At 59.8% G+C, this 13,864-nt stretch carries 14 protein-coding genes; 7 read left to right on the forward strand and 7 right to left on the reverse strand.

Annotation, left to right across the window (positions count from 1 at the left end; translation table 11 throughout):
- Positions 1-34: 34 nt before the first annotated feature.
- On the reverse strand, positions 35-364 hold the full coding sequence (locus ACA056_RS10425; RefSeq protein WP_403137533.1) for a DUF6388 family protein: 330 nt from the start codon (positions 362-364) through the stop codon (positions 35-37).
- A gap of 20 nt (positions 365-384) precedes the next feature.
- Positions 385-633 carry a hypothetical protein gene (locus tag ACA056_RS10430; RefSeq protein ID WP_008154823.1) on the reverse strand — a complete coding sequence of 83 codons (249 nt, stop codon included), beginning with the start codon at positions 631-633 and terminating at the stop codon, positions 385-387.
- Between the two features lie 160 nt (positions 634-793).
- Here ACA056_RS10430 and ACA056_RS10435 point away from each other — a divergent pair, with 160 nt between their 5' ends.
- Positions 794-1,144, forward strand: coding sequence for a hypothetical protein (locus ACA056_RS10435; RefSeq protein WP_497272463.1), 351 nt, complete (start codon positions 794-796; stop codon positions 1,142-1,144).
- A gap of 159 nt (positions 1,145-1,303) precedes the next feature.
- Here the strand turns inward: ACA056_RS10435 and ACA056_RS10440 are convergent, their stop codons facing one another.
- Positions 1,304-1,735 (reverse strand): GNAT family N-acetyltransferase, encoded by a 432-nt coding sequence (locus tag ACA056_RS10440; protein ID WP_497272465.1) that lies wholly within the window; start codon positions 1,733-1,735, stop codon positions 1,304-1,306.
- A gap of 145 nt (positions 1,736-1,880) precedes the next feature.
- Here ACA056_RS10440 and ACA056_RS10445 point away from each other — a divergent pair, with 145 nt between their 5' ends.
- A complete protein-coding gene (locus ACA056_RS10445; RefSeq protein ID WP_497272467.1) occupies positions 1,881-2,318 on the forward strand; it encodes a hemerythrin domain-containing protein in 438 nt (145 codons plus the stop codon).
- A gap of 62 nt (positions 2,319-2,380) precedes the next feature.
- On the forward strand, positions 2,381-2,971 hold the full coding sequence (locus ACA056_RS10450; protein WP_497272469.1) for an NUDIX domain-containing protein: 591 nt from the start codon (positions 2,381-2,383) through the stop codon (positions 2,969-2,971).
- A 37-nt stretch (positions 2,972-3,008) separates the two neighbouring features.
- Here the strand turns inward: ACA056_RS10450 and ACA056_RS10455 are convergent, their stop codons facing one another.
- Positions 3,009-3,524 (reverse strand): methylated-DNA--[protein]-cysteine S-methyltransferase, encoded by a 516-nt coding sequence (locus tag ACA056_RS10455; protein WP_497272471.1) that lies wholly within the window; start codon positions 3,522-3,524, stop codon positions 3,009-3,011.
- Positions 3,525-3,674: 150 nt separating this feature from the next.
- Here ACA056_RS10455 and ggt point away from each other — a divergent pair, with 150 nt between their 5' ends.
- On the forward strand, positions 3,675-5,402 hold the full coding sequence (gene ggt, locus ACA056_RS10460; RefSeq protein ID WP_497272473.1) for a gamma-glutamyltransferase: 1,728 nt from the start codon (positions 3,675-3,677) through the stop codon (positions 5,400-5,402).
- A 69-nt stretch (positions 5,403-5,471) separates the two neighbouring features.
- A complete protein-coding gene (locus ACA056_RS10465) occupies positions 5,472-6,005 on the forward strand; it encodes a cysteine hydrolase family protein (protein WP_497272475.1) in 534 nt (177 codons plus the stop codon).
- A gap of 30 nt (positions 6,006-6,035) precedes the next feature.
- Here ACA056_RS10465 and ACA056_RS10470 read toward each other — a convergent pair whose 3' ends face one another.
- Entirely contained in the window at positions 6,036-6,938 is a 903-nt protein-coding gene (locus ACA056_RS10470; RefSeq protein WP_140894216.1) for a LysR family transcriptional regulator, read from the reverse strand.
- Positions 6,939-7,085: 147 nt separating this feature from the next.
- On the opposite strand from ACA056_RS10470, the gene ACA056_RS10475 reads away from it, so the two are divergent.
- Together ACA056_RS10475 and ACA056_RS10480 are read left to right on the forward strand one after the other, a co-directional pair.
- Entirely contained in the window at positions 7,086-8,585 is a 1,500-nt protein-coding gene (locus tag ACA056_RS10475) for a purine-cytosine permease family protein (RefSeq protein WP_497272477.1), read from the forward strand.
- Positions 8,582-9,427, forward strand: coding sequence for a nitrilase family protein (locus tag ACA056_RS10480; RefSeq protein WP_497272479.1), 846 nt, complete (start codon positions 8,582-8,584; stop codon positions 9,425-9,427). Before ACA056_RS10475 ends, ACA056_RS10480 begins: the two co-directional genes overlap by 4 nt.
- A 230-nt stretch (positions 9,428-9,657) precedes the next feature.
- Here ACA056_RS10480 and ACA056_RS10485 read toward each other — a convergent pair whose 3' ends face one another.
- Both ACA056_RS10485 and ACA056_RS10490 read right to left on the reverse strand, forming a co-directional pair.
- Complete coding sequence (locus ACA056_RS10485) at positions 9,658-12,753, reverse strand: efflux RND transporter permease subunit (RefSeq protein ID WP_497272481.1); 3,096 nt, start codon at positions 12,751-12,753, stop codon at positions 9,658-9,660.
- The gene (locus ACA056_RS10490) at positions 12,750-13,862 is read right to left on the reverse strand and encodes an efflux RND transporter periplasmic adaptor subunit (protein WP_497272483.1); all 1,113 of its coding nucleotides are present in this window, start codon (positions 13,860-13,862) and stop codon (positions 12,750-12,752) included. Before ACA056_RS10490 ends, ACA056_RS10485 begins: the two co-directional genes overlap by 4 nt.
- Positions 13,863-13,864: the final 2 nt, after the last annotated feature.

The following is a 13,864-nucleotide window of genomic DNA, read 5'->3' on the forward strand; positions in this document are numbered from 1 at the left end:
AGCGAAGGTCGTCCTCAGGCAGCGACCGAAAGGGTCACTTACTCAATCCATATAACTCGCAATACTCCAGCCAGTCCATGCCGGCCATCTCGGCCACTTCCTTGTGCACTTCCAGGCGCTGTGCCTGATAGTCCTCGGGCGTCGCGGCGGTCAGTTGCAGCGTCAGCTCCCAGGCAAACAATCCCAGGCGCTCGGCCTCGGCTTCAAAGGCTTCATGCAAGCGTTCGTCGCGGTACTGCGCCGCGGTCTCGCCCTTGGCTTGAGCCAACAGCGGGTTGAGGTTGTCGAGTTCGACGCGCAGTTCAGGGCGCTCATCGAGAAACTTCTTCAGCGCTTGCTCGTGTTGCTGTTCGGTTGCCGCCATGGTCGCTCCTTGAGGCTGGATTACGAAGACTGCTTTTTGCTGGCCTTGGCCGCTGCTGCCAGGCACTCGAGGGCAAACTGCTCGGGGTAGGTCATTTGAATCGGTGTGGTTTCACCCTTGACGGTTCTTTCGCCGTCGAGGATGTAACGAATCCGCTTGTCGGTGACGCCAATTCGCTTGGCAATCCAGGACGGCGTCTGACCGATCTGGCTGATCAGCTTGTCGGCATATTCAGCGGTCGGTTTGTAATATTCGGCGTTGGGTGTCATGGCCTTTCCAAAAAATGAGCCCGGAAAACGGGCGATGCGGTGTTAATGGCGCGATAGGGTGCGCGAATCGTCACTCGGTGTCGCGGTATAAATGAAGTAAAGCAGAACGATACGCCGTGCCGCGGTGATACAGTCCGCTTTTTCTTGATGAGCGAACGCAATGCGAATTCTGATGGTGGCGCTGGCCGTAACGTTGCTGGCCGGTTGCGCGGGCTCGGTGATGAACGACGCCCGGACTGGAACCCCGTACAAAACCCTGACTTCGGATAAGCCGGAAAAAGTCGTCGCCCAGTGTGTGCAGTTTTCCTGGCAGGATGAAGCTGTGTTCGGTGTCGATGCTGGCGCGTATTTGCAGCCTGGCGAGAAGGGCGGCACTACCGTTTACACGCGCTCGGCGGAATCCTTTGTGGACGTGAAGACCGATGCTTCCGGCACCGTGCTGAATTATTACGCGCAGCATGACGACTTTGTCGCCAAGCGCCGACTGGCGGCGTTGGCGACCTGCTTGTAAGCAGGCTGATGAGCTGACACAGTCCCCTGTGGGAGCGAGCTTGCTCGCGATAGCGGCGGGTCAGTCGACATCAATGCTGAATGGAAAACCGCCATCGCGAGCAAGCTCGCTCCCACAATTGTTCGGTGTTGATCACATCAATGGGGCTGCTCCCACAAGTTATGCGTCGTTGATCAGGCGCTTCTGGAAAAAGAAGCGCTTGTGGCCTGGCGGGTAGTCAGCGATCTGGCCTAACTCGCTGTAGCCGAGCTTCCTGTAGAACTTCGGCGCCTGGAAGTCGAAGGTGTCGAGCCAGATTCCGATGCATTCCTTTTCCCGTGCCAGGTCTTCAGCCATCTGCATCAGCTTCGTGCCCATGCCCTGTCCCCGGGCTTGCTCCGGTACCGACAGCAATTCGATGAATAACCACCGGTAAAAAAACCTGCCATAGAGCCCGCCGAGGATTTCGCCGCTGTCGTCGCGTACCAGCAAGGCGATCGGCTGCGAGTTCGCTTCTCCCGCCTGCGCGGCGTTATAGGCGCGCAAGGGAGTGAGGATCGCCTCACGGTCTTCATTCGTGGGGTTTTGCGATAACTCGATTCGCAGGGTCATGGCTATATCCTTATGGCGGTGAAGTGGCAGCCTATCTTGGTTGCAAGCCTTGTTCCATCCCCTGAGAACAAGTGGAACCGTCGTCATCGCGCAGTTGTCTAGCCTAAACAGCGTCATTCCAGAACGCGGCCAATGAGGACCCATCGTGAATATTTTCGAAGCCTTGCGCGAAAGCCACGACCGCCAACGCACCTACGCCGAAGCGTTGATTCAGACCAGCGGCGACACCCCCGAGCGGGTTGAGGCTTACAAGCAGCTCAAGTCCGAACTTCAGGCCCACGAAACCGCTGAAGAGCGGCATTTCTACATCCCGCTGATGGAATTCGATAACGGCGTCGACCTCAGCCGTCATGCGATTGCCGAACATCACGAGATGGACGAAATGATGAAGGAACTGGACGAGACCGAGATGTCCAGCCCGGCCTGGCTGACGGTCGCGAAGAAGCTCGCCGAGAAGGTCAATCACCACCTGGAAGAGGAAGAGCAGAAATTCTTCCAGATGGCCGGCAAGTTGCTCGACGACAAACAGAAAGAGACGCTGGCGGGTCAGTATGAGAAGGAATACAAGGCTCAACTGTCTTAGCGCCAGGCTTTCGTTTTCGCCTAAGATGTGCGCCTTTTGACGAAAAAAGGGAATGCATTGTCATGTCGAACACAGCCGAGCGGGTCAACCTCATCGAGTCCCAGGTGTTGTCCCACGATTGGTACTTGCTGAAGAAAATCACCTTCGATTACCAGCGCAACAACGGCGAATGGCAACGCCAGACCCGCGAGGTCTATGACCGTGGCAACGGCGCGGCGATTCTGCTGTTCAACCGTGACAAGAAAACCGTGGTGTTGACCCGGCAATTCCGATTGCCGGTGTTCGTCAACGGTCACGATGGGTTGCTGATCGAAGTGGCAGCGGGGCTGCTCGAAGGTGCCGCGCCTGAAGAGCGCATCCGCGAAGAAGCGGAGGAAGAAACCGGTTATCGCGTGCACCACGTGCACAAGGTGTTCGAGGCCTACATGAGCCCCGGTTCGGTGACTGAAAAACTGCATTTCTTCATCGCCGAATACGACGCCGCTTCCAAGGTCAGTGATGGCGGCGGACTGGAGGAGGAGACCGAGGAGCTGGAAGTGCTGGAATGGAAATTCGACGACGCACTTGAGGCGTTTTATCGCGGGGAGATCTGCGATGCGAAGACCATCATGCTGTTGCAGTATGCGGCGATGAAAAACATCTTCGTCGCTTAAGCTGTGTCCCCTCGCCACAAATGCGGGGCCTGTCACGTCAGAACAAATCGCCTGTTCTGCCGGCCCCAGACCATTCGCAACCTTCCAGCGTAAGCAGCTGCTCCTTCGCCTCAAGTCCACCGGCAAACCCGGTGAGTTTCCCCGAAGCGCCAATCACCCGATGACACGGCGCAACAATCGAAATCGGGTTCTTGCCATTCGCCGCACCCACCGCCCTCACTGCACTGGGATTGCCGATCTGCCGGGCAATCTCGCTATAGCTGCGGGTCTCGCCAAACGGAATGGTCAGCAACGCCGCCCAGACCATCTTCTGAAATTCCGTCCCGGCAAAATCCAGTTCCAGGTCGAAACGATTGCGCGTGCCCGCAAAGTATTCCCGCAGCTGCTGAGCGGTGCGCATCAGGATCGGATTATCCGGCGCCTCGCGCATCGGCCCAAGCCGCACCCGGTCGGGTTTGTCGTTTTCCCAGAGGATGGCTGCCAGTCGTGAGCCGTTCGCGACCAGCTTCAACTCGCCCACCGGAGATGCGAGGGTGATGAAGGTGTAAATCATGCCGGTGGACTCCGTAAAAGTGCTGAGCAGAGGCCAAGCATACTGCCTCGACGGGGAGGCGCAATACGCAATCCCAGCCATACTTGCCTGTGCTCTTGAAGCCTTCCCTCTGTTTGTGTACAGAGCCTAAAAACAAAAAGAGACCGACTCATGAAGTTCGAACCTTTTGCCAAATCGCTGATTGCGACCTCATTGGCGCTCAGCTGCCTCAGTGCTTACGCGGCCTCCGTGGCGCCGGTCGCGGCCGAAAACGGCATGGTCGTCACCGCCCAGCATCTGGCCAGTCACGTGGGCGTCGATGTGCTCAAGAATGGTGGCAACGCCGTCGATGCCGCGGTAGCGGTCGGTTATGCGCTGGCGGTGGTTTATCCCGCGGCGGGAAACCTGGGTGGCGGCGGTTTCATGACCATTCAGTTGGCGGACGGGCGCAAGACGTTCCTCGACTTCCGTGAAAAAGCGCCGCTGGCCGCCACCGCCGACATGTACCTGGACAAGGAGGGCAACGTCGTCCCTGACCTCAGCACCCGTGGCCATCTGGCCGTCGGCGTGCCGGGCACCGTGTCCGGCATGGAACTGGCCCTGCAGAAATACGGCACCAAACCGCGCAAGGAAGTGATCGCCCCGGCTATCAAGCTCGCCGAAGACGGTTTTGTGCTGGAGCAGGGCGATGTCGAATTGCTGGAATACGCCACTGACGTGTTCAAGAAGGACATCAAGGATTCCGGTGCGATCTTCCTGAGCAACGGCGAGCCGATGCAGGTTGGTCAGAAACTGGTGCAGAAGGATCTGGCGAAAACCCTGCGGGAAATCTCCGAGAAGGGTGCCGACGGTTTCTATAAGGGCTGGGTGGCCGACGCTATCGTCACTTCCAGTCAGGCCAACAAAGGCATCATCGCCCAGGCCGACCTCGACAAGTACAAAACCCGCGAATTGGCGCCGATCGAATGCGATTACCGCGGCTACCACGTGGTTTCAGCGCCACCGCCAAGCTCCGGCGGCGTGGTGATTTGCGAGATCATGAACATTCTCGAAGGCTATCCGATGAAAGACCTGGGCTATCACTCGGCCCAGAGCATGCACTACCAGATCGAAGCGATGCGTCACGCCTACGTGGACCGCAACAGCTACCTGGGCGACCCGGATTTCGTGAAGAACCCGATCGCCCATCTGCTGGATAAAAACTACGCCACCAAAATCCGAGCCGCCATCGACCCGCAAAAGGCCGGTGTGTCCCGCGAGCTCAAACCCGGCGTAGCGCCCCATGAAGGCAGCAACACCACCCATTACTCCATTGTCGACAAGTGGGGCAACGCGGTCTCGGTGACGTACACCCTGAACGACTGGTTCGGCGCCGGCGTCATGGCCAGCAAAACCGGGGTCATTCTCAACGACGAAATGGATGACTTCACCTCGAAAATCGGTGTGCCGAACATGTACGGCCTGGTGCAAGGGGAGGCCAACGCCATCGCGCCCGGCAAGGCACCGCTGTCGTCCATGAGCCCGACCATCGTCACCAAGGACGGCAAAGTGGTGATGGTCGTCGGCACCCCCGGCGGCAGTCGCATCATCACCGCGGCCTTACTGACCATGCTCAACGTGATCGACTACGGGATGAACATCCAGGAAGCGGTCGATGCACCGCGTTTCCACCAGCAGTGGTTGCCGGAAGAGACCAACCTTGAGACCTTCACTACCAGTCCTGATACGGTGAAGATGCTCGAAAGTTGGGGACACAAGTTTGCCGGGCCACAGGACGCCAACCATGTGGCGGCGATTCTGGTGGGCGCACCGTCGCTGGAAGGCAAGCCGGTGGGCAAAAACCGCTTCTATGGGGCGAACGATCCACGTCGTAATACCGGGTTGTCGCTCGGTTATTGAGGGTTGTTTTTCAAAGGGGACGGATCTATTTTTCGTCCCCTGATCCACTGACTTTTCAAGGAAGGGACCATGGCTACCGCACTGCTGATCATCGACGTCCAGCGCGCCTTGTGCACTGGCGAGTACGCATGTTTTGAGATCAAGCGCGTTATCGAGAACATCAACGACCTCAGTGCCAAGGCTCGCGAAGCAGGCATCCCGGTCATCCTCATCCAGCACGAAGAAAAGGGCGACCTGCTCCAACACGGTTCTGAAGGCTGGCAACTGGCCGAAAGCCTGAAGACTTCGCCGCAAGACCTTCGCGTGCGAAAAACCAATCGAGACTCGTTCTACCGGACCCACTTGCAAGCCCAATTGCAGGATTTTGGCACCGACCGCCTGATCATCTGCGGGCTGCAAACCGACTATTGCGTCAACGCCACTGTCCGCCAGGCCCTGAACCTGGGCTATGACGTAGTGCTCGCCGCCGATGCGCATTCCACCGTCGACAACGGCAACCTCGCCGCCGAAGACATCATCACCGAGCACAATGCAGACCTGGCGCATTTGACGGGGCCCGTGGCGCGGATCGATGTTATGCCGACCAGCGAAATCCGGATATGAAACGCGTGAGGCGCTTGCCCGCGTTGAGTCTTACACGGCCCCGAAAATGTCGATCAACTCAGTCAAAAAAGCACTGACCAAATCCCGCTGACGCGCCGAATGCCTGACCGCCGCATGAAAACCGACCTCATAGCGCAACAGCTCAGGATTCAGCGGATGCAACTGCCCCAGTTGTTCATGCTTCGCCGCATAGTGCTGCGGCAGAAACCCCAAATGCTGGCCCGACAGAATGAGCAGGGCGGCGCCGTCCATGCTGTCCGTGAGCACCGTCAGGCGTTCTATCGAGGTGGGTGCCGGCATTTCCGGCAAAGGATGGCTGGGCCATACCCAATCGTAATCGCTGACGTCATCCCGGGTCAGCTCGCCCACTTGCTCGAACAGCGGATGAGTGGGGGCGCAGTAGGCGATCTGGGTTTCCTGGAATAACGCAAAGTAATCAATATTGGGCAAACGGTGCCAGAAATAGCCGATCGCCAGATCGATATGGCCGTTGATGATTTTCTCTTCCAGCAGCGATGACGACAGCTCTGTGAAATGGAAATACAGCCCTTCATGTCGGGACCGTAACCGCGCAATGGCCAAGGCGATTTTCTTGTTGGCCACCGGATCGATTTGACCGAGCAGGCCGATGTTGATGTTGCCCGACACCTTGCGATTGATGTGCTGGACTTCAACCCGGAACCCCTCGGCAGCCGCCAGTAACCGACGGGCCGCCTCGACAAACTGGCTGCCCTTGGGCGTCACCGAAAATCCACCGCGCCCGCGTTCGCAAAGACGAAACCCCACCCGCGCTTCCAGCGTCGCCAATTGCGCACTGATGGTGGGTTGAGTGGTATTGAGCGCCGTTTGCGCGGCCGAGATCCCGCCCGCCTCAACGACGGTCAGAAATACCCTGATCAAACGCAGATCCAGCTCCGATACAGTTCCCAGCATGCGTGCTCCCGATACTCACTTACATAGGCGTGGATCTATGTGAACAGTGTGCCTGCGATATTTTACAGCCCTGACCAACGCCCTACATTGCAATGAAACCGGCGCTTTGCCCATAAAAACAACAATTACCAGCATAGGAACACGCATATGTCAGGGTCCCCTCAATCTGCGCACGCCATCGAGGCGAGCAGCGGGTTGGCCATCGAAGGCCACTCGATCGATTACATTCCGCAAAACGAACGTCACGCCAAGCTCAGCAGCCAGGGCCCTTTCTGGTTTCTAGGCAACTTCCACTTCTTCACCATCTCCATCGGTTTTGTCGGCCCAAGCCTAGGCTTGTCGGCGCTGTGGACGATGTTGGCCGGTGCGCTGGGCATTATGTTCGGCACCATTTTCATGGCGTTTCATGGCTCGCAGGGTCCGGAAATGGGTCTGCCGCAAATGATCCAGTCGCGTGCGCAGTTTGGTTATCGCGGGGTGATCCTGGCCTTGATGGCGACGATGTTTGTGTTCGTCGGTTTCAACGTGGTGAACATCTCGCTGATCATGAACGGCCTCGAACACGTGTTTGGCATCGACCCGACCATCGTCGCCATTGCGGTGGTGCTGATCGGCGCGCTGCTGTCGATTTACGGCCACGACCTGATGCACAAAGCCTTCAAGTGGGCGTTGCTGGCCACGTTGCCGCTGTATGCGCTGGTCACCATCGCCTTGATGTTCGGTGCGGGGCAGGAGGGTGTCACCCCGGCGACCGACCTGGGTTTCAGCTGGATTGCCTTTGCCACACTGTTTGCCATTGGCGCGAGCTACAACATTTCCTATGCGCCTTATGTCTCTGACTATTCCCGTTATCTGCCGAAAAACACCAGTCGACCAAAACTGATCGCCGCTGTATTCATCGGCGCGTCGTTGTCGGGCGGCTGGATGATCGGCCTCGGGGCCTGGCTTGCGCAGCAGTTGAAAGCGGCGGATGCGCTGGTGGCGCTGAATCAGGTGGGCTCTTCGATGATTCCAGGCCTGGGTAATGTGTTGGTGATCGTTTCGGTGGCGGGCTTTCTGCCGATCATCGCGCTCAACACCTACAGCGCCATGCTGACGTTGCTGACGGGTGTGGATTCGATCAAAAAAATCACACCGACACCTCGTGCCCGAGTGATGTCGATCTCCGCGATCAGCGTCATTCTGTTGACCTGTGTGCTGTCGATCAAAGGCGATGGCATCGCCCTGTTGAATACCTTCCTCGTGCTGCTCCTGTACTTCCTCGTACCGTGGACCGCGGTCAATCTGGTGGACTACTTCTTCGTGCGCAAAGGCCGCTACGCGATCCCGCATTTCTTCACGCCAAAGGGCATTTACGGCGCCTGGCAATTTCGCGGCATCGTCTCTTATCTGATTGGCTTCGCCGCCATGGTGCCGTTCTTCTACATCTTTGATGCTGCGGCCGGCAAAGAGGTGTTCGTCGGGCCGCTGGCGCGGATGCTGGAAGGCGTGGATATCGCCTGGCTGGTTGGCCTGGTGGTCTCGGGCCTGACGTATTACCTCCTCAGCCGTTCGATAGACCTTGAGTACGAACGCCGGATTATCGATTCGATTACTGAGAGCGACATTGTTTCCATGGCTCATCAGTCTGTGGAGGAGGGGCGTTGAACAGCACTAAAAGTACCGTGGTCGCCTGCTGCCAACTGGCGCCGAAAATAGGCGACCTCGCTTACAACCGGAAGCTGACCGAACGGGCGATTCGTTCGGCGGCTCACCAGGGCGCCCAGGTGGTGGTGCTACCTGAGCTGGTCCAGAGCGGCTACTTGTTTGCCGACCGCAGCGAAGCCCTGTCCCTGGCGGAAACCGCCGAAGGGCCGACCTTGCTTCTGTGGGCGGCACTGGCCCGGGAATTGAACATCGTCGTGGTGGGTGGATTCTGCGAGCGGTTAGCCGGCGATGAACTGGCCAACAGTGCGGCGATGATCGATGCCCAAGGCCTGCGCGCCGTGTACCGCAAGGCGCACCTCTGGGATGGCGAGAACGAAATCTTCAGCGCCGGAAACGACGCGCCGCCGGTTGTAGAAACCGTTCATGGACGGATCGGCATGCTGATTTGCTACGACCTGGAGTTCCCCGAGTGGGTGCGACTCCCGGCGCTGGCCGGTGCGGACCTGCTCTGCGCACCGGTCAATTGGCCCGACGGGCCACGGCCGCAAACCGAGCGTCCGGCCGAAGTTGTGCGAGTCCAGGCCAACGCCTCGGTCAACAGAATGTTCATCGCCGCGTGTGATCGACATGGTCATGAACGTGGGGTCAGTTGGGTGCAAGGCTCGGTGATCGTCGATGCCGATGGCTACCCTGTGGCAGGTCCGGCGGAGCAGGGTGGCGAGCAGATTTTGTTGGCGACGCTGAACCTTGCCGAGGCGCGGAACAAGCGAATCAGTGCGCGTAATGATTTGCATCGGGATCGGCGGTCGCAGTTGTATGGGTTGAGTAGTTTGGTTGAGTAATGGGGGCGGACGTTTTGTGACGGAGGGGTAGAGCAGGCGTCCGCTTTCGACAGCCGATAGCAGTCTGTCGTCAGTAGCTTCTTTGACCATCAGCCTTTCCTGTAAGCCGCGAGGGAGCGAAAGAAATTAACGTTCGCAGGACCTCGCGGCTGACCTAGGATGTTTTCAGAAACGGCGTTGAACAAGCCTTTGTAATAGCGAGGTCCGGGGTCACAACACCACGGCACTCATCACTCAGCGGCGAGCGCGGCGTCACTCCTGACCGGTTGGGTGTCAGCGGCCGTCCGGCGACCCACCTTGAACCATGCAGCGTACAACGCCGGGACGAAGAAAATCGTCAGCAGCGTCGCCACGGTAAGGCCGCCCATGATCGCAATTGCCATCGGACCCCAGAACACACTGCGCGTTAGCGGGATCATTGCAAGCACGGTGGCCAGCGCCGTCAGCATCACCGGACGGGCTCGGTGAATGGCGGCATCCAGCACTGCGTTCCACGGGTCTCGCCCTTCGGCGATCTCGATTTGTACTTGATCGATCAGGATCACCGCGTTCCGCATGATCATGCCACCCAGTGCGATGATGCCCAGGATCGCAACGAAGCCCAGCGGCGACTGGAACACCAGCAGCGCCGGCACCACGCCGATCAGGCCCAGCGGTGCGGTCAGCATCACCATCCACATGCGGGAGAAGTTCTGCAGTTGCAGCATGAGTAACAGCAGGATGGTGATTAACATCAACGGAGCCACCGCGAGTAACGCCTTGTTGGCCTTGTCACTTTCCTCAACTGCTCCTCCCACATCGATGCGGTAACCGGTCGGCAGCTTGACTTCGATGTCCTTAAGCAACGGCTGGATTTCCTGCGTCACCGATACACCCTGCTCTCCATCCTTCACGTCGGCACGCACGGTGATCGCCATGTCTCGGTTGCGGCGCCACAGTACCGGCTCTTCCAGTTCTGAGCGCACCTGTGCGACCTGCGACAGCGGCACCACAGTTCCCTGGCGTGTGTAAAGGTTGATGTTTTTCAGTGTGTCGAGATTCAAGCGTTCCTCTGGCACGGCACGGGCCACGATGTCGATCAGGTCCTCGCGCTCCCGCAGTTGCGACAGGGTTGCGCCGTTCATCACGGTCTGGGTCGCCAGCGACACGTCGGCCGGCGTGAGGCCAAGCGCGCTCGCCTTGTCCTGATCAAGTTCCACTTTCAGCGTACGCACAGGGTCGTTCCAGTCGAGCTGGAGGTCGCGCACCTTCGGGTTGGACGCAACTACCTTCTCCACGTCGCGGGCGATCTTACGCACCACCTGGGTATCGGGGCCTACGACGCGGAACTGCACCGGGTAGCCGACAGGTGGTCCCAACTCGAGCCGGGTCACGCGCACCCACGCCTGTGGGAATTGTTGGTCAGCCGAGGCCACCAGCCGCGCACGTACCCGCTCGCGTGCATCCAGGTCCTTAGTCATCACAACGAACTGGGCAAATCCAGGATTGGGTAGCTCGGGGTTGAGCGAGAGATAGAAGCGCGGCGCGCCGGCGCCGGTGTAGGCGGTATAGAAACGCACGTCTTCGTCCTTCGCCAGGATCTCCTCCATGTGCTTGACCTGCTCGGTCGTCGCGGCGAACGAGGAGCCTTCCTTGACGCGCAGGTCAATGACCAGTTCAGGACGCGAACTGTTGGGGAAGAATTGCTGCGGCACCAGCTTGATGCAAGCCAGGGCAAGCACCAGTGCGCCAACCGTCGCACCGATGACCACCCAGCGGTGCTCGATGGCGGCGTCGATCAGGCGGCGTAGGTTGCGGTAGAACTTTGTGTCGTGCTGATCACCGTGCTGGTGCTTGCCCAAGTCGTTGGGCAGCATCTTGACCGCCAGGTACGGCGTGAAGATGCCGGAACAGATCCATGAGAACAGCACTGCGGCGCCGACGATCCAGAAAATGCCACCTGCGTACTCGCCGGTGGTGGACTTCGAGAGGCCGATCGGCAGGAAGCCCACGACCGTGATGAGTGCACCGGTCAGGCGCGGCATGGCGGTGGACTGATAGGAGAAGGCGGCCGCTTTCACGCGGTCCATGCCGGTTTCCATCTTCGCCACCATCATCTCGATGGCGATGATGGCGTCATCCACCAGCAGTCCCAACGCGATAATCAGTGAGCCGAGCGAGATGCGCTCGAGGTTCCAGCCCATCGCCAGCATCACCAGCGCCACGCCGCCCAGCACCAGCGGCACCGTGGCCGCGACCACGAGGCCGGCGCGCCAGCCCAGGCTGGCCAGACTCACCGCGATTACGATGATCAGCGCCTCGGCCAGCGCGCGCCCGAAGTCCAGGATTGCATCTTTCACCGTGGTTGGCTGGTCAGCCACCAGCTCCAGCTCCACGCCGTGCGGAAGTTCTGACTGGATCTTGGCGACTGCCGTGTCCATCGCCTTGCCAAGGTCCACGATGTTGCCGTCGCTGGTCATTGTGATGCCGAGCATCAGCACCGGCTGGCCGTTGTGGCGTACCGTGTAGGTCGGCGGATCCTCGAAACCACGTGTAACGGTCGCAATGTCGCCAAGCTTGATCAGCCGGCCGCCCGCGGAGATGGGTACATTGCGGATAGCCTCTTCGCTGGCGAACTGGCCACTCACGCGCACCATGACGCGGTCGCCGCGGGTGTCAATCTGGCCTGCGGGCAACATCGCGTTCTGGCTCTTGAGGCTTTCGGCAATGGCCAGTGGTGTGATGCCCAGCGCGGCCAGGCGCTCGTGCGAGAACTCGACGTAGACACGCTCGGCCTGCTTGCCGATGAGATCGATCTTCTTGACCATCGGCACCTTCAACATCTGGCGCTTGATGTCCTCGGCCGCGTGCGACAGGTCGGCGTGACCGACGCCGTCGCCCTTGATGGCGTACATCAGGCCGTACACGTCGCCGTACTCGTCGTTCAGGATCGGGCCGATCACGCCGTCAGGCATCTCGAGGCTCAGGTCGTTGAGTTTCTTGCGCGCCTGATACCAGGCTTCGCGCTGGTCAGCCTTGGAAGTGCCGCCGCGCACGGTGAGCGTCATGCCTGCATAGCCTTGCCGCGCGTAGGTGACCACCTTCTCGAAGTTGTCGATCTGCTCGAATTTTTTCTCCATGCGGTTGAGGACCTGGTCCTGCAACTGCTGGGCAGTGGCGCCCGGCCAGATGACCATGGCGGTCATGGACGGAACAGAAAAGTTCGGATCCTCGAGTTGGCCGAGCTTGGTGAAGCTGAAGGCGCCGGCTGCCGCGACAATGAGGAGCATGAACAGGACGATGGCGCGATGGCGCAGCGCCCAGTCGGTGAGGTTGAAGTTGTTCATCGGGCGGCCTGCTGCGTGGTATTCGCGTCAACGATCGCAACACCGGGGAGCGCGACCTTCAGTCCGGACGTCATCTTTTGGACGCCGGCGGTGATGACCAATACGCCTGCTTGCGGCCCGGAGACGAGTACCTCGTCATTGCGGTAACCCCAAACTGCCACACGCTCCAGATCGACGATGCCTACCGGATCCTTGCCCGTGGGCGTGACCACCCATAGCGCCGGCTGACCGCCGATCTGCGTCAATGCCGTGGCTGGCACTGCCGCCACAGAGACACTTGTCATGACTCGCTCGGCCGTCACGGTGGCGGTGGCACCCAGCGGCAGCGCCTGCAACGGCTTGAGCCGCGCGCGATAGGTGCGCGTCTGTGCTGCAGCCTGTGGCGACAGCTCACGCAACGTGACATCGAAGATCTCGTTCGGCGCACTGGCCAGCGAGGCCTTGAAACGCGCGTCCTTGAAGACGGCCAGTTGATCCTCGGGCACGTCGATGACGATCTCGGATTCGCCCGGATTCGCGATCAAGACAACCGGTTGCCCCTCCGGTACGACCTGTCCGGTCTCAAAGCGGACAGCCGTGACGACGCCGCTGCGCGAGGCGCGCAGCACGGTGTACTTGAGCCGGTTGCGCGCGAGTTCGAGCTTTCGCGCCTCGGCCTCGGCGGTCGCATGCGCGGTTTGGGCATTGGTCTGCGCGCGCTCGGCGTCGGCCGCACTGACCGAGCCGTCAGCCTTCAGCGCGGTCAGGCGCTGGCGGTCCGAGTCGGCTTGGCGCGTCTGCTCGACGGCAACCGACCACTGTTGTCGCGATGCTTCCTCAGCGAGGCGGTAGTCACTGTCATCCAGCACAGCCAAGATGTCGCCTTCACGCACAAACTGGCCTACATCGACCTTGCGCTGGGCTACCTTGCCGCCCACGCGGAAGGCCTGGTCGACTTCATGTCGCGACTGTACGGTGCCCACATAGCGACTGATGTCGCGGGCATTGTCGTAGCTGATTGCAGCGGTGCGCACCGGTCGTGGCGCCTGCACGGTGGGCTGGTCGGGGCTACACGCGGACAGCATGACGGCGACGGCCAAGGCGCCGGCCGCAGTAAGGGAATTCTTCAAGA

This window comes from Pseudomonas sp. LBUM1666, assembly GCF_059695775.1.